The organism is Tsuneonella deserti, from assembly GCF_014644315.1.
GTDB lineage: Bacteria > Pseudomonadota > Alphaproteobacteria > Sphingomonadales > Sphingomonadaceae > Tsuneonella > Tsuneonella deserti.
Map to the genome: position 1 here is coordinate 961,993 of NZ_BMKL01000001.1, position 23,320 is coordinate 985,312.

Below are 23,320 nucleotides of genomic sequence, written 5' to 3' on the forward strand. Positions count from 1 at the left end.
GCGAAGGAACTTGATTTAAGCGCCGCATGCGCCCCGATGTGCTCAATCCGCTTTTCGCCGAAGTCCAGACGCTGGAGGGTGTCGGGCCGAAGCTGATGAAGCCGCTGGAGAAGCTCGGCCTGACGCGGGTGTGCGACGTGGCCTACCACCTGCCCGACCGTTTCGTGACGCGCCGTGCCGTCGAAAACCTGGACCAAGCGAGCGTTGGCGAGCAGGTCGTCGTGCCGCTGACGGTGGTCGAACACAGATCGAGCAGGACCGGGCGGGGACCCTACAACGTGCTGGCGCAGGACGCGCTCGGCAATGTGTGCTCGCTGACCTACTTCGGGAAAGCGAGCTACACCGCCCGAAAGCAGCTTCCGGTCGGGGAGCGGCGGTGGGTAGCCGGACGGCTCGATCAGTACGGCCAGCTGCTCCAGATCGTGCACCCCGACCACGTAGCCGAGGAAAGCAGCGGACTGCTCGCAACGCTCAACGAGCCCGTTTATGCTTTATCCGAGGGGCTGACCCAGCCGAAAGTCGCGGGTCTTGCCGCGCAGGCGCTCGCGCGGCTTCCGGAACTGCCCGAGTGGATCGAGCCCGGTCACTACGAAAGGGCGAAGTGGCCCAGGTGGAGTGACGCGCTGCGGCTGGGGCACAAGGGCGATCACCCGGCCGCACGTGACCGGCTGGCCTACGACGAGTTGCTGGCGAACAGTCTCGCGCTGATGCTGGTGCGCGCAGACAATCGCCGCCGCCGCGGTCAGCCGTTGCAAGGCGACGGAGGCTTGCGCCAACGTCTTTCCCTTCCATTCCCGCTTACCGGCGCCCAGCGCCGTTCGATCGGCGAGATCGAAGGTGACCTCGCGCAGTCCACCCCGATGCTGCGCCTGCTGCAAGGCGATGTTGGCGCCGGCAAGACGGTCGTCGCCTTGGAAGCGATGCTGATCGCGGTTGAGGCCGGGGCGCAGGCCGCGCTGCTCGCTCCGACCGAAATCCTTGCCCGCCAGCATTTCGAGACCTTGCGCACGATGCTCGCGCCCACTGGCGTGGAGATTGCGCTGCTGACCGGGCGCGACAAGGGGCGAGGGCGCGAAGCGATCCTGATGGGGCTCCACGACGGCTCGATCCAGATCGTTGTCGGCACGCACGCGATCTTCCAGGACACGGTTGCCTACCGCAACCTCGGCCTGGTCGTGATCGACGAGCAACACCGCTTCGGCGTTTCACAACGGTTGACGCTCGCCAACAAGGGGCGGGTCACCCCCCACACGCTGGCGATGACGGCGACGCCGATCCCACGCACGCTCACGCTGGCGCAGTATGGCGAAATGGACGTCAGCCGGCTCGACGAGATGCCGCCCGGTCGGCAGGCAATCGATACCGTGGTCATCAGCACTGAGCGGACGGGTGAGATCGTCGAACGCCTCGCCGGCCAGCTTGATGCAGGTGCCCAGGCCTACTGGGTCTGCCCGATGGTGCGCGAACTCGAAAACGAGGACATCGCCGCGGCGGAAGCCCGTTACCTGGCGTTGAAAGAGCGGTTCGGCGACCAGGTCGTGCTGGTCCACGGCCAGCTTCGCCCGGAAGAAAAGGACGCCGCGATGGAGCGTTTCGCGCGCGGAGAGGCGAAGCTGCTTGTCGCCACCACGGTAATCGAGGTGGGCGTGGATGTGCCGAACGCGACCTTGATGGTGATCGAGCAGGCCGAGCGATTCGGCCTCGCACAGCTTCACCAGTTGCGCGGCAGGGTGGGGCGGGGTTCCAAGAAAAGCGTCTGCGTGCTTCTGCGCGGCGAAGCCCTGAGCGAGACGGGCAAGGAACGCCTCGCCCTGATGCGCGAGACGCAGGACGGTTTTCGCCTTGCCGAAGAGGACTTGCGCCTTCGCGGCGGGGGCGAACTGCTGGGTACGCGGCAATCGGGCGATTCCCCGTTCCGAATCGCCGACCTCGAGCAGATCCAGCGCCTTTTGCCGATCGCTCACGACGACGCGCGGCTATTGATGGAACGGGATGGCGGCCTGGACAGCGATCGCGGCCGGGCGGCGCGCATTCTGCTTTACCTGTTCGAGCGCGATTGGGGCGTGCAGCTTCTGCGTGGGGGTTGATCGAAGCGAATGAGGGAGGAAACGTCACCCGGCGCAGCGTCCGAAGAGCCGCGCGGCCCGCGGGCCTTCCTTGCCCGACTGGGGCCGGGCCTGATCACGGGCGCGGCGGATGACGATCCGAGCGGCATCGGCACGCACAGCCAGGTGGGCGCGCAGTTCGGTTTCGGCCTGTCGTGGACTTTCATCCTCAGTTTCCCGCTGATGGTCGCCATCCAGCAGGTCGCTGCGGAAATCGGCCGGGTGACCGGGGCGGGTATCGCGCGCAACTTGCGCAGGCATTACCCGCGGCCCCTGTTGTTCGGCATGGTCCTGCTGCTGCTGATCGCCAACGTCATCAACCTCGGTGCCGATTTGGCGGCGATGGGCGATGTGCTGGCGCTGGTCGCCGGGGGCAGCCCGGTCGTCTACACGCTGGCTTTCGGCATCGTTTCCATCTTGCTCGAAGTGGGCCTGAGCTACTCGCGCTATGCCACCGTGCTGAAATGGACGACGCTGTCGCTGTTCACTTACTTTGGCGTCGTGCTGGTGGCGAACGTGCCTTGGGGGCAGGCTATACGCTCGCTAGTGGTGCCTGAGATCGAATGGACAACCGCATATGCGACGGCAGTGGTCGCCATTCTCGGCACGACGATCAGCCCCTACCTGTTCTTCTGGCAGGCAGCACAGGAGGTGGAGGAGCAGCACCGCCATCACGCCAAGCCGCTGTGCCTTACTCCCGTGGCCTCGGGCCCGGAAATGCGCCGGATCCGCATCGACACGCTGACAGGCATGGCGTTCAGCACGCTCATTTCGCTGGCCATCGTGTTCGCGACCGCGGCGACTCTTCACGCGTCGGGCATCCGCGATATCGAGACATCGGCGCAGGCAGCCGAGGCCCTGCGGCCTCTGGCGGGACAGTTCGCCTTCGCCCTGTTCGCGCTCGGGATCATTGGCACGGGACTGCTCGCGGTTCCGGTCCTGGCGGGATCGGCAGCCTATGCGGTGAGCGAGATGATGGGCATCGCCGGAAGCCTCGATGCCAAGCCGCTTTCCGCGAGGCTGTTCTACGGCGCGATCGCGGTCACGACGCTGGCGGGGGCGCTGCTGACGTTCGTCGGCATCGATCCGGCCAAGGCGCTGTACTGGACGGCAGTGGTGAACGGGGTGCTCGCCGCCCCGCTCATGGCGGTGATGATGCTCATCGTGACCAACTGGCGAGCGATGGGCCGGGTGCGGATATCGCGCGCGCAGAGGATCGGCGGGTGGACCGCAACCGCGACCATGGGCGTCGCGACGATCATCTTCTTCGCTTCGCTGATCGTTGGTTGAGCAAGCCTCGCGGCGCTCTGCAAAGCAGAGGCCCGGCGTATCATGAAGAGAATTGGTCGGGGAAAGAGGATCCCCGACCAATTATCGCGGGCCGCCGGAAGAGGCTGAAAACCGCCGATTTAATCAGCGGCACCAGCGCCGCCGCGCACATTCTTGGGCACAATTTTGGCACAAATCAAGCGTTAGGTTGCAGCCCACCCAATGCGGGAAAACGGCACAACTGAACGACAGGAAAGCGCCCTAATTCCAGTCCTTCATTGTGCCGCTGATTAATTCCGAAAGCCGCCATTCGTTCAGGTTGCATCAGCGGGTCCGAATAGTGGATGGCGTCTCTGCCATTTTCGGGCGGCGGCCGTACGAACGTTTCGTTCCTTCAAGCACCTGCCCATCCATCTGTTTACTTGATAGGCTATCCGCATTGTAACGGGAGGTGCCGTAGCTTAGCATCCAATCGACCGCCAATTCGGTCACCTTGGGGGGACTAGTCGATGCACCGTTCAATCACGCTCAGTTACCTGCTCGCGGGCGCAAGTATCGCCGCAGCCTTTCCCGCGGCCGCCCAGAGCGCTGCACGCGAAGTATTGCCCGATACGGTCGTCCCAAGTCATTACGAACTGGCCATCAGACCTGATCTGGATGCGCTGACCTTCACCGGCACCAACGCAATCACTGTCGACGTAAGGAAGCCCACAAACGACATCGTGCTCAATGCCGACGGGCTGACGTTCGATAGCGTTCGGCTGGACACAGGGGAAACTGCCACCGCGGCGTATGATCAGGAGCTCGGCCGGGCCACGCTTCATTTTGCGTCTCCCGTGGCGCCCGGTCAGCACGTCATCACGATCGACTACCACGGCAAGATCGGCCGCCAGACCCTTGGCTTCTTCGCGATGGATTATGAGGGAGCTGCGGGCAAACGGCGCACACTGGCGACAAATCTGGAGCCGACGGGCGCACGGCAAGTGTTCCCCGGCTGGGACGAACCGGCGATCAAGGCCACCTACACGGTTACGGTCGATGCACCCGCCGACCGGATGGCGCTTAGCAACATGCCGGTGGCACGAACAGTCGCCCTGTCGCCCGTTACTAACCGCGTCACCTTCGCGCAGAGCCCAAAGATGTCGAGCTACTTGTTCTTCCTGGGCATCGGAGACTGGGAGCGGGTCCACCAAACAATCGATGGGGTCGATCTGGGGGTGGTCGTCAATCGTGGTGACACCGACAAGGCTCAATACTCCCTCGCCGAAGCGGGCAAGCTGCTGAATTGGTACAACGACTACTTTGGTGTGGGTTACCCACTCCCGAAGATGGATCTGATCGCAGCACCGGGCCAGATCCAAGGTGGATCGATGGAGAACTGGGGCGCGATCTTCTACTCGCAGGACCACCTTTTGTTCGATCCGCAAGCCGGGACCGAGGGAGACCGCCAACTGGTTTTCCTAGTGGTGGCACATGAGATGGCGCACCAGTGGTTCGGCGATCTAGTGACGATGAGCTGGTGGGACGACCTTTGGCTCAACGAGGGGTTCGCGCGCTGGATGCAGACGTATGTCGCCGACGCCCTGCACCCGGAGTGGCAAACGGGGCTGAAGGCACAGTCCATCTTCGAGAGCGGCAAGGCGGCCGATGCACTCTCTTCGACCCACCCGATCGTACAATCGATCATGACCGCCAACCAAGCAAGCCAAGCCTTCGACAGCATTACTTACGACAAAGGCGCGGCGGTAATCACCATGCTCAAGGACGAGACCGGAGACGCGGCGTTCCGTAGCGGCGTACAGAGCTACATGCGTGCGCACGCATTCGCTAACACAGTCGACGCCGATTTCTGGGGCGTGATGCAGAAGGCGTCCGGCAAGCCGATCCTCGCCATCGAACGCGATTTTACAACCCAGCCCGGCGTTCCACTAGTCCGCGCGACGGCCACCCCAAGCGGGCTACGGCTGGCGGAGGATCGTTTCACTTTTCAGGGTCCGGGGGGTGACGCGAGCAGTTCTCGCTGGCGCATCCCGCTCACTGTCGCACCGCTTGAGGGCAAGGAGCAGCACCTACTCTTGTCCAACGCCGCCACCATGCCAGTGCCTACACCCGCACTTGTGAACGCCGGTCAGACTGCCTACGCGCGCGTGCTATACGACGATGTGGCATTTGCCACCTTGGTCCCAAGGCTCCCACGTATGGCGCCGGTTGATCAGATCGGCTTGCTCCAGGATGCTCGCGCGCTTGGCCTTGCCAACTACGCGCCGACGAGCCGTTTGCTGGCGCTGGCCGCCACTGTTCCGGCAACCGCCGAACCCGTTGTGTGGGAGCGCATCGCCGGGATGCTCAGTGGGCTAGACCGCACTTATGTCGATGGTCCCCAACGTGTCGCTTTCCGGGGGTTTGCGATCGGCGTGCTTCGTCCTGCGCTTGATTCACTGGGACTGACAGCCAGTCCGAGCGAGAGCCCCAACGCGCCCATTGCGCGCGCTACTTTGATCGAGACGCTGGGGAGTTTTGGTGATCCCCAAACAGTAGCGCGCGCCAAGGCCATGATCGAGAAGGATTCCGGCACGCCGGCCGAGCAACGTAGTGCGCTGACCATCGCAGCTGCGAAGGCGAGCCCCGAATTTTTCGATGCACTGCTCGCGCGCGCTCGTTCGACCAACGATCCACTGGTCAAGATGCGAATCTATGAAGCTCTCGCCGGCGTGGAGGATCGCGTGCTCGCCCGTCGCATGGTCGATGTCATCCTGAGCGACGAGGTTCCGGCGGGGACCAACGTCGCGCTGATGTTCCCTCTTGCGATCGCACACCCAAGCCTCGCGTGGGACTTCATCGTACCGCGGCTTGCCGATCCGAAGGTTGGTATCGAAAAGACCACCCAGTGGCGGATTGCCGGGGGCATCGCGGGCCTTTCATCGGACGAGGCCCGGATCGCCGATTTGCAGAAATATATCGACCAGAACGTGCCCGAAGATGCCCGCCAGCCTTTGCAGGGTTCGCTGGAGTCCATCCGACTACGACACCGCTTGAGTACTCAAGTCTTGCCTGAAATGGATGCATGGATTGCTCGGTCAGCAAGGTGACTGTGAAGCTTCGGGGGAGGCCGTTATGCCGAGATGAGCGGAAGCCGAGCTTTTGATGAACATCCGGCGCCAATAATCGTTGCGGCGCAACTTACGCGGCTTACGGTCTCTCAGGTTACTTTGGGGGATCGACAAATGCGCAAAATACTTCTGGCGGCGACGATACTGGGATCGTGCCTCGCCTCCGGCGCCTTCACGACTGGTACGGCGCGGGCGGAAACCATCGTGGTCACCGCCGACCGAATGATCGACGTGCTTGCCGCCAAGGCCGTTGAGCAGCCTGTTGTCGTGATCACAGACGGGCGGATCGTTTCCGTCGCGTCGCAGGGTTCGGCTCCGCCAGCGATCCCTGCCGGCGCCACCCGGATCGACCTTCCTGGGAGGACGATCCTGCCGGGCCTGATCGATATGCACGTCCATCTCGACGCGAACGCGACGATCAGCGGCTATCGAGGGCTCGAATATACCGACAGCTTCTGGCAGGCGGTCGGCGTCAGCAATGCGAAGAAGATGCTGGAGGCCGGCTTCACCACCGTGCGCAACGTCGGATCAAACGGATACAATGACGTCGGTCTGAAGCAGGCGATCGAGGGCGGGTATATTGACGGGCCGCGGATCGTCCCCGCTACCTACGCGATCGGCTCGACCGGAGGCCACTGCGACAATTCGGAAGGGCTGCCGCCTTCCTTCACAAGCCTGCCGCAGCCGGCGGTGATCGACGGTCCCGAGGCGGGCCGCAAGATGGTCCGAACGCTTCACAAGTATGGCGCCGAAGTGATCAAGATCTGCGCCACCGGTGGAGTCCTCTCGCGTACCGACGCCGCTGGGGCGCAGCAGTTGACCTTTGAAGAGATGAAGGCAATCGCCGACGAGGCGCATATGCTTGGCCTCCGCGTCGCCGCGCATGCGCACGGCACCAGCGGCATCAACGACGCGCTCCGCGCCGGCGTCGACACAATCGAGCACGCCAGTCTCGCCGACGATGAGAGCTTTCGCCTTGCCAAAGAGCACGGCGCCTGGTTCTCGATGGACATATACGACGACGATTACATCCTCGCGGAGGGCGCGAAGAATGGGGTTCATGAAGAATCACTCGCCAAGGAGCGCGCGATCGGACGCAAGCAGCGTGAGACGTTTCGGGCAGCCGTCCATGCCGGAGTGAAGCAGGTGTTCGGCACCGACAATGGCGGGGTCTTTCCGGCTGGCCAGAACGCGCTCCAGTTCGCCAAGGAGGTGGAATGGGGGATGACCCCGATGCAGGCGATCCAATCGGCGACCAAGAATGCAGCGGAGGCGCTGGATCGGACCAGCGACGTGGGCGCGATCGCCGTTGGCCGGTACGGCGACATAGTTGCCGTTGCAGGCGACCCGCTCGCCGACGTTCGAGTGCTGCAGCGGGTCGATATCGTCATCAAGGGCGGCAGGGTTGTTACGGGCGGAGGCGCTGTCGCTGGGCAGTAGGGGCGCAGTGCCGCTGCTGTCGCGTGGGCCCGGCAGACTGCAATCGACTGCAGTGCCGGCGACCCCAATTGGTCTGCAAGTGCTGGCCAGGTTTCAGACTGGCCCGCAGACGGGAGCAGTCGCTAGTGGGTGGGGAGCGGACCATCCCGGCGGGGTTGGCGAGAGCCAGAAGAACTACTGCTCTCCGGAAGCAGTTCAGCAGGAGCAGAAGCGAAATGACAGCAAGTCGCAAATAGCGCTATAGAAGACGAGCCGCCTACGCCTGCTCCAGGGAGGTTGATTCTGGCGGACTTCGGCTCTACCCATTACGATCTTTCCCCCCGCGCCGTGGAAGGTTCGCAACGGCCCGATTCCTGCCGTCCGTCGTCCGCTCGTGGCGAATTCAGGGACGCGTGTGAGCGTCTCAAATTGGGTGGAAAGCGGACAATCGTCCGAGCCTTTTTGAACGCCCGGAGTTGTGCCACAAACCGCTAGCCCAAGTAGGGCGAATTGTTCACCTCGGAGGCCATTCCATTGAGCCGTGCGCACAATGCAATCGCGAAGAGCATTCGGAGAGTTAACCTCTCCAGAGGTGATACATGACAGCATTGTTTTCGACCTCGCGCTATTCGATAGGTCTCCTGCGATCTAGCATATCTTCCTCCACGCTTCTTTCGCGCTCTTCAGTGACCTTCTTTTCGATATTAGTTTCGGCAGCTACGTCTTGATGATCCACGGCCATCGTCGCTTTGTCCTCGCCCTTGAATTTCTTACGGAGAGCAGGTGCGCCGCTTCGTGCGATCTCTAGCGGGTGGCCGTGATCAAAGCGGAGACGATAAGTTGGTTCGGGGAGCCCAAAGCCTTGCGCTTCCAGGGCCATCTTCACCGCGCGGATTGCCGCACTTCGGGCCTTGAACCAATCAGTTTCGGTCTGATCGATCCAGCCGAGGAATTTTAGTATTATATTGCTATCGCCAACCTCATCCAGCCGCGCACTCGGCGCAGGATCACGCAGCAAGAATGGTAACTCACTCAAGCGATCGATGCCTACTCTCATAGCCTCACCAGGATCATCTTCGGCATCAATCCCGAGCGTGAATTCAAACCGCCTTTCCGAATTGCGGGTGTAGTTCAGTATCTCGGACATAAAGACGGTGCTGTTGGGAATGCGGAGGTGGTTGCCCTCTAGCGTCATCAGGATCGTAGCCCGGCTGGTTAGACGGATCACAAGCCCCTCCCGGTCTCCGATCACGACATGATCATGGGCACGGAAAGGCTGCCGGATCGATAGCATGATAGAGCTGACGTAGTTGTCGACCGTATCCTTTACGGCGAAACCGATGGCCAAACCGACGACACCTGCCGACCCCAATATCGCGCCAAGTAAGGTCGTCGCACCCAGAAGGTCCAGTGCGATGACAAGGCCCGTCACGATCACCAGCAGTCGCGCGGTCGTCGCCAAAAGGTCGGCAAGGAAGCTGTTGGGTGATATCCGGTTCCAGAAAGACCGCGCGCGTGCAAGCGCGCTTCCCAAGAGCCAGAACAGCACTATGATGATCAGCGGGATCGCTAAAAGGGGCAGAAATTGGACTATCTGATCGAGGCGCTCCTTGAGCCGCGCCACAACCGGAGACAGTGTCTCCGACACGTCTCCAGATTTCTTGAGATTGTTCTGCACCGCGACGACGCCGTCGACCCGTAGCGCGATCTGCCGAGCTCGGTCGATGTCTCCCGGCTGAACAAGCGAGCCGGACAACACGACAACGCCTGAGTCGACCGCCACTTGGGTCGGCTCCAGACCATCCAGCTCGCGGTATATGCCCTGCAGTCGCGAGGCGATGTCGCTGTCCTGGTTTGCGGCCTCAGTTGACGAAATCGTAGCCGTGCCGTCGGGGGAAGACGCAATGGGGGACGGGTCCACTCCCGCCACAGGCCCGCTTTGCGCGCCACAGGGATAACTGACGAGGCTGAAGACAAATGCAGCTAAGATCAGGGCGGACTTCATAGACAGACTTTATCCCATGAAGGATCGTGTGTCGGTATCCCGGAAGCGTGTCGTTGAGCAAACCCGCATTGAAGTAAGCTCCAAGCCAGTCTCACCCACAAGCTGCGAAAGCTGAAGGGATCAGCGCAGCCCGCTATCGCTGGTCCGTTCTGAAGCTCGTCTCGTGGGAAATCTTGGCGTGCCTCAACTGAGGCCACCCGGCCGATTGCTAAACAACTTCGATGTCTAAGCGAAAGTGACAGATTGTGCACGATGCTTAAGGGTTGCTTCGACCAACTTCCCGCGCTCCTGGACGGCGCGCAGCCCTGGGCCATTTAGGCGGTCCTGGGCCTGTTCAATCAGCAGCGTCAACTCTGCATTGAGCTCGTCTATCTGTTCACGGCACAGGCAAGCTTTCGACAGGATGCCGATCACGTCCAGAAAATGCAGGCTCGCAATAACGTCACCGGCTACGTAGCTTCGCAACCTGCTAAAGCTCTCTGCCAGAAATTCTGAAAAGCTGTTGGGCTGCACGATTACACGAGGGCGCCCCGCCTCATCCACCCGCACAGCATCGGGCATTTCGCGACCAGCAAGTTCTGCGCCCCCTGCGCCGAGCCAGTCGAGGCAGGTCACAGCGGTCATCGGGTCATTCACTCCTGGTGACAATGCGCGAGCTGCAATCTCAACAAGCTCGCTCACCAGAAACAGCAAATCGTTCTCAGGCGTGCGCTTTTTCCCGACCGTCAAACACGCGCGTAACTGATCAGACCGCTCTTGGTCCCAGCGCTTCCAATAGGTCACCTCGGCGAGCGTGCGTCCCGCCGAGGTGAAGTCTCCGGGGCCAAGCTCTAGTTTGATGAGTGCGTCGGCTTGGGTGGCGAGGCCAAGAATGCCGTCCTCGTCTATGCTTTGAATGTAACCCGCCTCGTTGCTGAAAACCTGCACGGTGTGGGTGGCCGGCACCGCGTGACCCACGTGGGAGCCGTCGGGCTTTAAACCAATTCGTGCGGGGAACCGCTCCGAGGTATCGGCGATGAGCTGCTCTCCGATGCGAGCTACGACGTGGTTGATGTGGATGCTTTGAGGGACATGATGGATGAAATAAATCAGCACCCCAATCGAGCAGCCTGCGAGAAGCATGGCCACGAAAACGGCATACTGAGGGACGAAGGCATCGTCGCCGCCCCGGATCGTCCGGAGCACTACAAGACAATAGAGAAACGTCGCGATAAACGTGCCCAGCGTAATTGTGTTACCTCGATCGCTCATGAAGTTCGTGAGAACACGTGGGCCGTATTGGCTGGAAGCGTAGGACAGCGCGACGATAGTGATTGAGAAAACCACACCAGCCACGGTTATCATCGACCCGGCGATCGTCGACAGGATTTCGCGTGCGCCTTCAGGCCGCACCTGCTGATACCAACTAAGTCCCTCGATCCACCCGTGACTGAACCGCGCATCGACCCATATCATCACCACGCCGAGCCCGATGGCGATAATGGCCATCATGGATGGGATGAACCAATAGCTTGAGCGCAACATGTAGATACTGGCTCTCAGCCGGCCGTTCATGAAGCATGCCGTTCTTGGGGCCGCCCGAAGGTCGGGGCGTGGAATAATAGACAAGCACCATATCTAGTCACCGACGTCCTCCGCTCGGTTCAAAGCCTTTTACATCCTCCAACGAGGTCAGCTGATCAGATTGCACAGCTGCAATTACGCTCAGGCTGCCATCCGTCTCTAGTATCACGGCCGCAACGTCTGTGGGGTTGCCGATCCCGTGCTTGCGGATGGCCGCCATGCCCTCCGCGAGCGTGACGCGCTCCTCCTGCAAAGCGCCCTCGTCGAACAGCCCGTCTTTCAACAGGAGCCGGGGCTGTGAGCGCACAAGTCTTCCAAACTTATCAGAAGCGATGGACGCACGGCTGATGGCATATTGCAGCCCAAGCAAGATGGCTAACGCCAACAACCCGTCCGCAAATGAAACATCCTTGCTGAGTATGAAGCTTGCAAGGGTGGAGCCCAAGGCGACAGTGATAACGAAGTCAAAGGCGTTAAGTTTTGCGAGCGAGCGCTTTCCAGAGATGCGCAGGAAGATGATCAATGCTGCGTAAGCGGTGATCGCCCCAAGGGTTATCCGGAGTAGTGAATGGAAACCGTCGAATAACATGCTCTCAAAAGGGGTGGACCAGTGAGAGGTTCCAGAGGGGTTCAATTAGCCACCGCCCTCTGGTTCAGGGTTAGCCCACAGGTGCGGTATCACCCGACTGCCAGATGACGGGCGTAATTCGCCAATGATCTGGAGTCGGCTGAATGTCCGCAACGGGGTCGTATGCCGACAGGCAGGTTTTTGACCAGGAGGATTCCGAAGCCGACAGTCGGCTCTCAGGCTCGACAAAGCCGGTCGTCAACGTCGGATACTGGGTGGTTTCACGACAGTCGGCTTTTAGCCCAGGCGGGCCGCAACGCGATAGAGTAAAGGAATGGGGACGACACTTTCGATAGGTCGGAGCTAGATCACCTTTCAAGGGTTCGTATTAGAATGGTCCCCTCTATTCGCAATACCCTGTTCGCCTGCGCATGCTGCGCATCCATGGCGGCTTGCGACATTTCAGATCACAGGGAGAGCGCTTCTGACACAACAGGCGACGAGCAGAGGCGGCTGCTGACATCTTTGCGTGAGATCGAAGGGTTCTGGCTCATAGAGCGGTTCGGAGATTTCGAACCCTCATGGCGAAATGGCACGCCGTGGCGCAGTGCTTATCTCCAAATCGACGATCACCGGTTAACCTACAGCGTCGGGTGCAATCAGTCCGGTAATTCAGCATCTCTTGGACCAGATGGCATCCTGCATGATACTGGCGACGGGTCACGCTCGCAGACACTGCAAGGGTGCGGACCTGTTCGCCAGGCACGCGACGGGCGCTTCTTTGCCTTCTTCGGCAGCAACCCCGAAGTTCGCAAAATGGGACCGGGGCGCGTTTTCCTGAGGAGCGAGGGGGGCGAATTGGTGCTCGTTGAGCCAGATCTCTGGCTTCAGGTCAACAAGCCCGATTTCGGCGAAATTGAAGGGCGCTGGGTCCCGCAAATGTCCACCACTTACGACGGCTGGGGCTCGGCCGGAATCGGAATCGAAGATAGCCAAGGTGTTGTAACGATTGAGCGTAGGCGCCTGTCGTGGTCGCAATGCCCCAACCTGCCGATCCCTATTCGCTGGACCGCAGACGCACGGCTCACAGCAACAGAAGATGTCGACTTAAGTGATTGCCCCACCGTGGCTCGGTCGACAAGAAATGGACCGAGCGCGGTTATGAAAATGCTGACCTCCAACCCGGCAGTGATCCGCACCGGAGCGGACCGGATTGTGCTGGTAGATGGAACAGGCGAAAAAGGCCGTCAGCTCGATTTCCAATCAGAGGAAAGCGTCCTCAATCCCCCTCCACCCTCGCCGATGCCGGAGGGCTACGTTCAGCCCCCGCCGCCCCCGCCGCCTCCTGGGTCGATGGGCGGTTCCCAATAGCCGCAAAAGGCTCGGCTAGGTGCACAATGTCTCTGCTGACATGAACGTCCGCAATGGGGTCGTTTGCGGAAGGTCAGCTTACGATGCTCGGGTCACCAAAAGCGGCCAGTCCGCCACCGGCCCACAACCTGCTGATAGCAGGAACTAAGATCAGTGGCTGGAAGCAGAGACAGCCGCTTTCGCCGGCTCGCGATATCGATCGAACCACGCGAGTATAGCAGCGGCCTTCGCCGCGGCCTGGCTTGGTCGGCCGGCGATGCTGCCGTGGCCTGCTTCGGGCACTTTTACGAGGGCGGTGGGGACGCCAGCAATCGTCAGCGCGGTGTAGTATTGCTCGGCCTCGCTCACCGGTGTCCGGTAATCGTTGCTGCCGACCACCACGAGCGTCGGCGTTTTGACGTTGCCCACCAGACTTAGCGGCGAGTGCTTCCAGTAAGGCTCAGGATCTACCCACGGCGGACTGTCGAACCAGTAACGGCTGGTGAATAGCGCGCCGTCCATCGTCAGCGCCTCGCTGGTCCAGTTGATCACCGGCTTCTGCGCCGCGGCTGCCTTGAAGCGATCGGTTTTGCCGACAATCCATGCCGTCAGGATACCGCCGCCCGAGCCGCCGGTAACGAACAGATTGTCAGAATCGGCGACTCCCGAGGCGATGGCGGCATCGACGGCGGCCATCAGGTCGCCGTAGTCCTCGCCCGGGTACGCGCGGTCGATCGTCTTGGCGAAAGCTTCCCCGTAGGAGGTCGAGCCGCGCGGGTTGGTGTAGAGCACCGCGTAGCCGTGGGCTGCGTAGAGCTGGACGTCGGTCGAGAACATCGGCCCATAGGCGGTGTTCGGCCCCCCGTGGATCTCCAGAATGAGCGGCACCCGCTGACCAACGGCGCGATCCGGCGGCAGGGCTAGCCAGGCGTCGATAGTCTTGCCGTCGGGCGCCGTCACCTCGAGCTTGCGAACCGGCGCGAGGACCTTGGCCGGGAGCCAGCCGTCGTTGAGCCGCGTCAGCCGCTCGCCACTGCGGCCCTTGAGGACGAAGATGTCGGCTGGATGCGCCGTGTCACCCGCAGTATAGGCTATGGTCCCGTTTCTTCCGACATCGAAGTCTCCGCCAGTGTACGGCCGGTCGAGCGAGGCTCCCGCGAGGCCACTCGCCAGTTCCTGCAGCTTGCCATCGAGGCCGAGCCTGCCGAGCCTTTTGACGCCTTCGCGATCGTAGGACACGACAAGCGAGCGTCCGTCGGGGCTCCAGCGGGCATCGTCGATCGAAACGTCGAGGGGTCCGCTCAACGAATGCTGGCCGCTGCCGTCGCGGTTCATGACGTACAACTCGGTGTTCTCGTATGCGCGGCGAGTGTCGTCGTAGCCAAAATAGACGATGCGGCTGCCATCGGGCGACGGCAGAGGGTTGGCGTCTGGCCCATCGCGGGTCGTCAGCGGCTGGATCGCGCCGCTGGCGAGGTCGAGGGCATAAACGTCTTGGTTGTTGAAATCGGTCTGCCAATTGGGGCGCCGGATAGAGTGGAACACCAGGGTTCGGCCGTCGGGAGTCCATGTAACCGGACCATCGTCGTCGAAGGTGCCGAACGATACCTGGCGCGGCGCACCTCCGTCGGAGGCCACCACGAATATGCGTGTGTGGCCCGGCTTGACGTAACCGCCTTCATCGGTTCTGTACGTTGCGCGGTCGTAAACCTCGAGCGGAGGAGCCCAGTGCGCCCCTTCCGGCTTGTCGGGCGCTTCACCGAGCTTCAATACTTCGCCCGGCACGCGCATGGTGTACGCGATCTGCCGGCCGTCTGGTGACCACGCGAGGCTTTCGGGCGGATCGGGCAGGTTGGTGATCCGGCTCGCTGCCCCGGAGTCGAGCCACTTGACCCACAACTGCGCTCCGCCTTCGTCGCTCGACACATAAGCGATGCGAGAACCATCGGGCGACCAGCGCGGACTGGTGTAGCCGCCCGCGCCCGTCACTAGCGGCCGCTGTCGCTCATCGGCGGTATTGACGAGCCAGATCGAAGGGCGATTGCGGTCAGTCATGATGTCGCCGATCTGACGAACATAGGCGACCTCGCGCCCGTCAGGGCTAACCTGCGGAGTCCTGGCAGCTTCAAGCTTAAATAAGTCGGCGCCGGTAAAAGCGCTCACGGGCCCATCTGCGTTCGCCGTCTCCTGAGCGAGTAGAGGCATTGACAGTGCACCAAGCGCAAAGCCGCCGGCGAGCATTACGGAACGCATCATGGTCACCCCCTGGTGCTCCGATCATTACTCGCAACAAGACCAGTGGCAAGCATCGCACGTTACGAATTCGGATTGCGCTGAAACGACTACACAGGGGAACGCAAGGTGGCAGCTTCCGGGACTCTGCCAATCGAAAGCGGACTGGCAGCAAGCGGCCTACTTTCGGACACGCTTGTCCGTTCAGTAACGACGTTGATTGCAGTGATGACGGCCCTGGACATTCAGTTGACGGGGCTGGGATCGGGAAAGACGTCGGCCCAGCAACTGGTTGATCGCAGGCGCAAGCTCTGGCAGTCGTTGGATCAAATGGCCGCGCGAACATCGATGTCACGCGCCACAATCGCAAGCCTGAGATCGGTCCCACTTCGCGGATTAGGGCCACTTGAAATGATCGACAGACAGAGCGTCATCTGCTCCGTTGGGATTACCGCGGAGGTCGAGAGATCCCGCAGCCGTAGTCCGTTAGTGCTGGGATGATTCAACCGACACCATCACCGATCCAGATCGGGGCTGGTGTCCGGTTCGGAAGTCTCGATGGCAGTCGGAACATTGTTCCACCTACCGGTGGAATTTACTTCGAACGCTTCGCCGCTCTGTTGCGTGTTGGCCAGGGGTGAAGCGGTCGGCGAAGCAACTTTGATCGCCAAATAGCTACCGAGGAATGCCAAGGCGAAAGTGGCGGTCAATTCCAAGCCACGGCGGCGCAGCTGCCACCAGATGCTCGCCTGCCGATCGGACCTTTCTTGCATCAGGGTGTAGGCAGCTACAAGGGTAGCCTCGGCCCGAGCAACCTCTTCAGTCGCCGCCATAGCGCTTTGGGCCGCCATGGCAGCAGAGTGGCTGGCGCTGCTGACAACCCGACTGATGTTGTTGAGAAGTTCGCCGACCGAAGGACCAATTCTAAGTAGCGCCTGTTCGTCTGCCTTGAGCGTTTCGGTAGTCGAGTAGATCACCGAAGCGACAAGCATGAACAGCGGGTTCTTCGCCCCCAGCGTCCGCGCGAACCGAAGCACACGCAGCCGTTCGCCCGGTGTGATTTCCCGGCCAAAGTGGTAGGCCCACCACTTATCGACAGGGCTCATCATATGTTCGCCAATTGCTCGCGGAAGGCCTGCACGGCGATGACAAACTGGGCAGCATCACCCGGCTCGGCCTCTTCGCTGGCGCTGCGAAGCGGAAGATACCGCTGGTAGAACCCGTCTTGCAGACCCTTCGGAAGCCAAGGCATTGGGATTGCATCGTCGGAGCTCTCGGCAAACCAATCGACGGGTCGACGAAATATCTTTGGGGAGGGCAGTCCTGTGCGCGACCATTCTTTGGCGAATGCAGCCATTTGTTCGTGTTCGTCTAGCACATACCAGATCATCGTGCGTTCACCGAAAGAGGTCTGGTCAAGCATCCCCTTCAGCATTGGAACTAGTCGCAGCAGGTTCTGGTCAATCAAGATGACCGTCGGCAACTCCGGGTGTGCGAACCGGGCGTTGATTACAGCGCCAGGTTGCATGTCCAGGATCTGCAGATAATTGCGGCGCTCCGCCGCGTGGCTGCGAAACGCGGGTCCTTTCGCACCTCCCACCTGAACGAGCTGAGCGTCCGGGCGTGACATCACAAACAGGGCGGCCAGCGTATCTACCCCGACTCCGCCGGCTCTGCGACAAATGATGACGGTTTCCGGATGCTGTCCCATCGACGGGGGTCGCTGCTCACCTAAGGCTGCTGATATTGTTCTGGACTGCCGGGCAACGAATTGATCGCGATTTGTCGTAAGCTCATTCATCGTCATCATCCTTGAAGAGGTCCGCCATGGTGGGCAGCTTGGGAAGCGAAGGGCCAAGTGATTTCAGTTGATGAAGCGGTGACACGCTCGTCGCCCGCTGCATGTTTTGATCATCTGGGGCTGGCCGAGGCGAGGGGATATCGGCGGCCTCATGATCCGCGCGTGACCAACCTAGCTCCTGTTCGTCGGCATCAGCAGGAGGGACAGCAATTGGTCCCTCCCGGGCGTCTACGACACCCGTCTCGTAGCCGGTCAGATAATGCAGGTGCTCAGGTTTAAACTGCTCGCCCACGAAATGTTCGACAGCTCCGATGCTTTCCGCGTGCTGCTGAGCAATGATGACATGCCGAATTTGCTCGCGTATCGAATCTTCGTCATCGAGCTCGTCAGCATCATACTGTTTGCCCCGCCTGCTCCGCTCCAGAAGCTTAGCCAACAGATGGTTATAGGCCTGCTCGTTCGGGAGTGACCGCGATGCGACCCTATCGCTTTTCAGAGCCTCGGCTGCGAACCTAATTGGCCAGTGTTCATACGGGACATAGTTCCAGTCCAGGTCGTCGATGAACGTGATGAGGTCATAGACAACAAGCGCCAGTTCCTGCTCGTGTTCTGCTTTGTCGTCCGACGCGCGAAGGCACATCACCGCCGAAAGAACGCCTTGAATGTCTTGGATCGAAGTAGGGCTCAGCCCAAGAATGCGCGTGAGATAAACTGCTTGCTTGCTCCAGCGGTGATCGGCGGCGAACCACATCGCTCTCCGTTGGTTCTCCGAAAGATCGCTATGCAGTTGATGTAATCGCAGCAGACCAGCCGCCAGCCGAGGGGACACGTCCAGTGGTTTGCCTCGACGCTTCTCCAGCTCACGATGTGCTTCAAAGGACGCAGGATCTTGCTCGTATTCTGCGATGTCCCCAAGCAGTGTCATCGCATCCTCGCCGATGAGCTCAGTCAGGTCCATGCGTTGGCAGTAGGCCTCGAGGAAACCCGACTGCACCATGCACCGGAGGAGGTTACGAGGGTCTTCGAAGCCGGGATCTTTGGCTGCCCATTTCATTATCTCAGCGATGGGACCAATGACCTCTTTCACAATCCGCGAGAACGCGCTTTGGGGAACGCCCTCTTCCAGCAAGGCTGCTACGAAGGCCTTCGCGTTTGCGTCATGAAGCGTTTCATCGGGCGCCTCTCGCGACTTTGGAACTCCATCTTGAGCTCCGTCGAGCAAGTCGCCTTGAAGACGAATTCGCGAATAGGCCAACTCGGCGGCAACGAAATTTTTGAGGGCGCTGTCTCGCTCTTCCATGGCTTCCAGCGTCGCCAAGTTGTTCAGCTGCTTGACGCGCCCCACGTGGGTCTTGTTCAGAAAACTGTTGCGGAGAGCTTGCCTCGCATTCTTGGCTTTCTTCGTTAAACGACCTTTGGCATCTTTCTCGTGGGCCACATCCACCAATTGGAGATAGTGCTTTTCTTTAGGCTCAAGCCCATTGATAACGCGCTCTATGATCGCGTCCGATAAGCCCAAGGAAGATGTAGATTCATGTCTCATGAATGTGGTTGTAGGAACTTCACATTCAATTTGCCAAATTGGAAATTGCTTTTTTTCTGCGCCTAAAAACTAACAAATAGTTAAAGGTTGCTGCCGGCGTTTAGGAAGTTTGCTTGAGCGAGGCTAACTGGCATGCCCAATTCTGTTCGTCCTCCGCATCCGAAAATATCTTTGCGGTTGAGTGGTAGAGCTAGTATCAGACGAACGGATTCATCCCATTCATTTCGTCTAGTTTTCCCCTTGAAACATCGGACGAACGACGAACTGGGTCCTCATTCGCACTCGTGTTTTAGGCGCAATACCTCAAAGTCATATGCAGACCACTGCATATGACTTTGTTGCTTCCTTGCGCTTCGCTTCAGGGAGCCGGCGCTGCCGGGTGCAGGCGTTGCCTGGAGCGGGCTTGATAGCCCTTTGGCGGGCGGAGCCCTTGTTGTTCTTCAAAAGGCTTTGGGATCGCGCGATGCGAGAGCCCGGTAGGGAGTTGGAAAATGTTGGCAGTCGCCGACGCTCCGCCCGGGCTTCGAACCCAAGGAGAAGTCCGATGAGCTTTCATCGACCACGAGCAGTATTCAACGAAAACAGCCTCTGCGTTCTCGATATCGAGACGATTTGCGGCGAAGAGATGGATGACAATAGCTTCCCTCCGTGGTGCCTGCACACCCCGGTCGTGGCCAGCCTACTCACCGCGGTGAGAGACTCCCACGGCGAGTGGGCATTCGATCTGGAAACTGTCCGTTTTTCGGACCCAGAAGAGGCGCTTTGCCGCGTCGATGACCTGCTACGTGGCCGCGCGTGCATATCGTTCGCCGGCCGGTCGTTCGACCTCAGAGTTTTAATGCTTACTGCACAGAAGTGCCGCCTGATGTCGCTGCCTTCGTTAACCGCAGCAGCGACTGAACCGCGCTACTTGAGCGCGCGGCATTATGATTTGGCAGACGTAATCTCCGGCTATGGCGCGGCTCGTGGAGCCTCGTTGTCGGGCTTGTGCGGAGCGCTCGGCATCCCGGTGAAACAGGAAGCCCACGGCAGCGAAGTCGGAGCGCTTTACGATCGCGGAGACCTCGAGGCGATCGAGAGATACTGCGAAACCGACGTTTGCGCGACACTGCTTGCCTATGCGTACCAGCGCGCGATGGAGACCGGCGATCCAGGCTACCACGCCTCGCTCACCTGGCAGTTCGCGCGGTGGGCGGAGGAGCAATATCTCGACCACCTCGCCCCCTATGCGGAGGTCCGCGACCCGCAGGCGTTGCAGCAATTTTCATTGCTGGGGCAGCTCGATGCGAGCTTGGAGAATGCCCAGCTTGACGCCGACCTGCGTGACAAGCGGGCGGTAGACGACAGCTTCGGCGAGCTCACTCACTACTAAACCCAACACGTGGCGCGCCCGTCCGTCGCAGCTCTCAGCTGCGGCGCGACGTCGCGCGTCTCGTGCAAATCAAAGGAACACTAGCATGACTAACAACGACATCCCGGCGGATCTGCCGCCCATCCAGCTGCTCATCACCGCCTGCCCCGCTACTGACGACCCCGGCGACCGCTACGCCTGGCTTAACGGGTTTTGTCTGCTGACCATTCAGCCCCGGCACCACACCGTCGAACTGACCGGCGAAGTGAGGGTCGGTCATCGCCATGCCGAGAATGCCGCTCTCGTTCGCTACCTCGCCGAGGCGATTGACGAGGAGGCCGTACTGGCCGGCTACGATCTCCACGATACCATCAGTCGGCTCGGTCGCCTGCCGATCGGTGCCGATCAGCCCACTCCAGCAATCGCCCTGCTATCCAAGCTGAAGCGAATGCTCGAGGCACATGTGCCCCTCGATGTTGGCTGGAACGACGACACTCGGAGGACAGTGCACAACCTGTCCGTCGAGCACGACCTGGAACTGAGCGGGGACATCGCCCCATACTGCGAAGCGCGGGTCGTCGGCGACGAGGCGATCGATCGCAGCCACGCCAGAGAGGGTAACGATCCGCTCGCGGTTGAGCTCGCCGACAACGCCGGAGCGTGCCTTCTCGCTCTCGGCGAAACCTACCTACCTGAAGAACTCGGGCCTCAGATTATTGCCGCCTGGCAGCGGTGGCGGCGGTCCCAAGTGCCGGTGTTCCCGCCCTCTCCGACTTTGGTGGTGAGCCGGTGAGGAGCGAAGCCCCGGACAGACTAAACGAAGCAAGCCGTTCAACGGCAACGCGATGTGAGATGAGGTAGGAAAGGAAAAATAGAGAGCCCGGCGAGCCGCATCTCGACCGACCAACAAGAGGGCCCGCCATTGTGCGGGCCTTCATCATATGGAGAATACTAGATGTTTAAGCCTAACAACGACAATCACTCGGGCGCGACCCACTTCGTCGTCCTCGACTGCGAGTTTCTCAAGGATCTGCCGCTCTACGAGCGATACCGCCGGGCCGATCCCGATCCTGCCCGCTGCCGCTGGCCGATGAAGCGGGTGGTCTCGGCTAGCGTAATGGCCCTGGAGGTGCAGGGAAGCGAGCTGACCGTTACAGCCTTCAAAAGTTTCAGCGGCGCGAGCGAGGATCGCCTTTTGGTGCAGTTGTTCGCCTTCCTCGCGGAGCGGCCCCGGCATAAGCTGTGCACTTACGGAGGAGTAGCCACGGATGTGCCGGTTCTGCGCGTCGCTGCGATGGAACACGGTCTGAAGCTGCCGCTGCAGTTGCGCTACAGCGACCGCAGCCGCCATGTTCACCTCGACCTCGCGATCGCGATGAAGGGCGGGGAAGGGGACTACGCGCACATGTCGGAAGTGGCCACCAGGCTGAGAGTGCCTTGCAAGCTTGCAGGCCACGCCGGCAGCGTCCCGCAACTGTTCTCGCGCGGTAACTTCCGGGCAATTGAGGCGCTGTCGGAAGTCGACATCATCAGCACGGGCTTCATCCTGGCATCCTATCTCGGGGTGCAGGGCGAGATCCTCAGCGCCAAGGCCGCCCAACTTGGCATTATCCGGTATGTACGTCCGCTGCGCGGCCGCGCGCGCTACGCTGAGCTCCTCGGCAACGTCGCGGATCGGCTCCGGCGCGAGATCAACCAGGAGTTGAACACCTGGATGGCGCGGGTGGCATAAAGGGCCGCGGGGCTGGCTAAATGGCCAGCCCCGCGCCTCCACGCTGCTGTGCCGGCGGCGCGTTCTTTGCGATGTGTTGCAAGTGGACCAAGCCACTCATAAATCGGGCTTATCGCGCTTCACACGTCCAGATCGCTGGCCGCATGACCGTCTCCGTGAAGTGCTCCATCGTCGACATGGCCCAGCCATGACTCGACATCTGGGGGCGAGGTCATGTGCTTATTCTCGGGTCCGGCCTGGGGCCGATCCAGCATGATCGCGCGCTCCGGCGGAGACCACCATGCGCAGCACTCCACCAACATCGACCAACCATCCTGAACTACAACGTGGGCGCCAAATTCGGACAGCGTGTCCGAATTCAGCCTCCCGGACGTATGTTCAGGAGGAGAGGGCATCGGCGCGCACGCAGATCGACGTGCAGACCTTTCGACGGAGGCTCTGCAAGCTTGACCTAAGCCCCGGCGCGCCGGTTCGACAGAACGCGCGAATGCTCGCCGCCAAGTGCGGTATCGATGCCGCCGAGCTGCTGCACATAGCGATTTGTCGCGCGGCTAAGCCAGGTGCAGCCCGCCCGGACATCGACCTCGTCCCCTATCTGACCATGCTCATGCGCAGCATCGTAAGCGGTATCGCCAAAGCACGCCGCCGAGCGGCGGAATACGGCGTCGCCGTTCCGCTACAGTATGTGAGCGAGCAGGTGCCCTCGTGTCGCTCGATCCTAGATCCGGTCAGAGAGATCCAGCGCGATCAGGAACGCAATTACTTCGAAAGCTTGCTCGGCGAGCTTCACGGAGGCGACCCGCTCATGGTCAAGCTGGTCGATGCGATCGGCATGAACATGCGGGGGACGCGCATTGAGAAGGAGCTCGAGTTAGACACAACGGAATTGGCCAGCTTGAGGCGGAGGCTCAAGCGCAACGCGTTTAAGCTCGCCGCACGGGAGGGCCTACAGTTCCTCTGACCGTGTAGCGACACGACCCTGCTTCTAGCTGTGCGCCACACGCGCCTAGGCCGGGCTAGGGGTGTGGAGCATCAAGGACGTGCGCTGGAATCGTTGCTCCATCCGGGGTAGCCGTGGGTACAACAAGGGGAGCATAGGTGCCGATACTCGACTGGATGACCCGCGGCGAGGACGTGGTGGCGGCGGCGCGGGTGCCATATCGGATGCTCGAGGCGGTGCCCGCTCTCGATGGCGGCGACGGCGATCCGGCGAACATGCTCATCCAGGGCGAAAACTCGTCTGGCATTGGGCGTGTAGCTGCCTGACTGCTT

Annotated in this window: 17 protein-coding genes; 10 read left to right on the plus strand and 7 right to left on the minus strand. The window is 60.9% G+C overall.

The genetic code is table 11. The annotated features are described in order from the left end of the window. Positions 1–26 precede the first annotated feature (26 nt). The 4 genes from recG (at position 27) to IEW58_RS04490 (ending at position 7,924) form a co-directional block, all read left to right on the plus strand. The gene (recG, locus tag IEW58_RS04475; RefSeq protein WP_188644027.1) at positions 27–2,087 is read left to right on the plus strand and encodes an ATP-dependent DNA helicase RecG; all 2,061 of its coding nucleotides are present in this window, start codon (positions 27–29) and stop codon (positions 2,085–2,087) included. 9 nt (positions 2,088–2,096) lie between these two features. Further along, positions 2,097–3,395 (plus strand): NRAMP family divalent metal transporter, encoded by a 1,299-nt coding sequence (locus tag IEW58_RS04480; protein ID WP_188644028.1) that lies wholly within the window; start codon positions 2,097–2,099, stop codon positions 3,393–3,395. Positions 3,396–3,976: 581 nt separating this feature from the next. After that, a complete protein-coding gene (locus tag IEW58_RS04485; RefSeq protein ID WP_188644029.1) occupies positions 3,977–6,463 on the plus strand; it encodes a M1 family metallopeptidase in 2,487 nt (828 codons plus the stop codon). A 135-nt stretch (positions 6,464–6,598) separates the two neighbouring features. Continuing rightward, positions 6,599–7,924 carry a Xaa-Pro dipeptidase gene (locus IEW58_RS04490; protein WP_188644030.1) on the plus strand — a complete coding sequence of 442 codons (1,326 nt, stop codon included), beginning with the start codon at positions 6,599–6,601 and terminating at the stop codon, positions 7,922–7,924. A 604-nt stretch (positions 7,925–8,528) separates the two neighbouring features. On the opposite strand, the gene IEW58_RS04495 is transcribed toward IEW58_RS04490, so the two are convergent. From IEW58_RS04495 to IEW58_RS04505, 3 genes are all read right to left on the minus strand, one after another. Then, on the minus strand, positions 8,529–9,908 hold the full coding sequence (locus tag IEW58_RS04495) for a mechanosensitive ion channel family protein (RefSeq protein ID WP_188644031.1): 1,380 nt from the start codon (positions 9,906–9,908) through the stop codon (positions 8,529–8,531). 225 nt (positions 9,909–10,133) lie between these two features. Beyond that, positions 10,134–11,462: a DUF2254 domain-containing protein gene (locus IEW58_RS04500; protein WP_160610714.1), complete on the minus strand. Its 1,329-nt coding sequence runs from the start codon at positions 11,460–11,462 to the stop codon at positions 10,134–10,136. Positions 11,463–11,529: 67 nt separating this feature from the next. Then, positions 11,530–12,060 carry a DUF421 domain-containing protein gene (locus IEW58_RS04505; RefSeq protein WP_160610713.1) on the minus strand — a complete coding sequence of 177 codons (531 nt, stop codon included), beginning with the start codon at positions 12,058–12,060 and terminating at the stop codon, positions 11,530–11,532. Between the two features lie 372 nt (positions 12,061–12,432). On the opposite strand from IEW58_RS04505, the gene IEW58_RS04510 reads away from it, so the two are divergent. Next, complete coding sequence (locus IEW58_RS04510; RefSeq protein WP_188644032.1) at positions 12,433–13,410, plus strand: hypothetical protein; 978 nt, start codon at positions 12,433–12,435, stop codon at positions 13,408–13,410. A gap of 150 nt (positions 13,411–13,560) precedes the next feature. Here IEW58_RS04510 and IEW58_RS04515 read toward each other — a convergent pair whose 3' ends face one another. The 4 genes from IEW58_RS04515 to IEW58_RS04530 all read right to left on the minus strand — a co-directional run bounded on the left by IEW58_RS04515 (position 13,561) and on the right by IEW58_RS04530 (position 18,965). After that, positions 13,561–15,642 (minus strand): prolyl oligopeptidase family serine peptidase, encoded by a 2,082-nt coding sequence (locus IEW58_RS04515; protein WP_188645665.1) that lies wholly within the window; start codon positions 15,640–15,642, stop codon positions 13,561–13,563. A gap of 494 nt (positions 15,643–16,136) precedes the next feature. Beyond that, entirely contained in the window at positions 16,137–16,730 is a 594-nt protein-coding gene (locus tag IEW58_RS04520) for a hypothetical protein (RefSeq protein WP_188644033.1), read from the minus strand. Next, positions 16,727–17,422 carry a hypothetical protein gene (locus IEW58_RS04525; protein ID WP_188644034.1) on the minus strand — a complete coding sequence of 232 codons (696 nt, stop codon included), beginning with the start codon at positions 17,420–17,422 and terminating at the stop codon, positions 16,727–16,729. Before IEW58_RS04525 ends, IEW58_RS04520 begins: the two co-directional genes overlap by 4 nt. Beyond that, a complete protein-coding gene (locus tag IEW58_RS04530; RefSeq protein ID WP_188644035.1) occupies positions 17,415–18,965 on the minus strand; it encodes a hypothetical protein in 1,551 nt (516 codons plus the stop codon). Before IEW58_RS04530 ends, IEW58_RS04525 begins: the two co-directional genes overlap by 8 nt. A gap of 544 nt (positions 18,966–19,509) precedes the next feature. On the opposite strand from IEW58_RS04530, the gene IEW58_RS04535 reads away from it, so the two are divergent. The 5 genes from IEW58_RS04535 (at position 19,510) to IEW58_RS04555 (ending at position 23,314) form a co-directional block, all read left to right on the plus strand. Beyond that, positions 19,510–20,337, plus strand: a complete 828-nt coding sequence (locus IEW58_RS04535) for a ribonuclease H-like domain-containing protein (protein ID WP_188644036.1) — start codon at positions 19,510–19,512, stop codon at positions 20,335–20,337. Positions 20,338–20,422: 85 nt separating this feature from the next. After that, positions 20,423–21,109 carry a hypothetical protein gene (locus IEW58_RS04540; protein WP_188644037.1) on the plus strand — a complete coding sequence of 229 codons (687 nt, stop codon included), beginning with the start codon at positions 20,423–20,425 and terminating at the stop codon, positions 21,107–21,109. Positions 21,110–21,271: 162 nt separating this feature from the next. Then, positions 21,272–22,048 carry a 3'-5' exonuclease family protein gene (locus tag IEW58_RS04545; protein ID WP_188644038.1) on the plus strand — a complete coding sequence of 259 codons (777 nt, stop codon included), beginning with the start codon at positions 21,272–21,274 and terminating at the stop codon, positions 22,046–22,048. A 487-nt stretch (positions 22,049–22,535) separates the two neighbouring features. After that, on the plus strand, positions 22,536–23,009 hold the full coding sequence (locus IEW58_RS04550) for a hypothetical protein (protein WP_188644039.1): 474 nt from the start codon (positions 22,536–22,538) through the stop codon (positions 23,007–23,009). A 137-nt stretch (positions 23,010–23,146) separates the two neighbouring features. Then, positions 23,147–23,314: a hypothetical protein gene (locus IEW58_RS04555; RefSeq protein WP_188645842.1), complete on the plus strand. Its 168-nt coding sequence runs from the start codon at positions 23,147–23,149 to the stop codon at positions 23,312–23,314. The last annotated feature ends 6 nt before the right edge of the window (positions 23,315–23,320 follow it).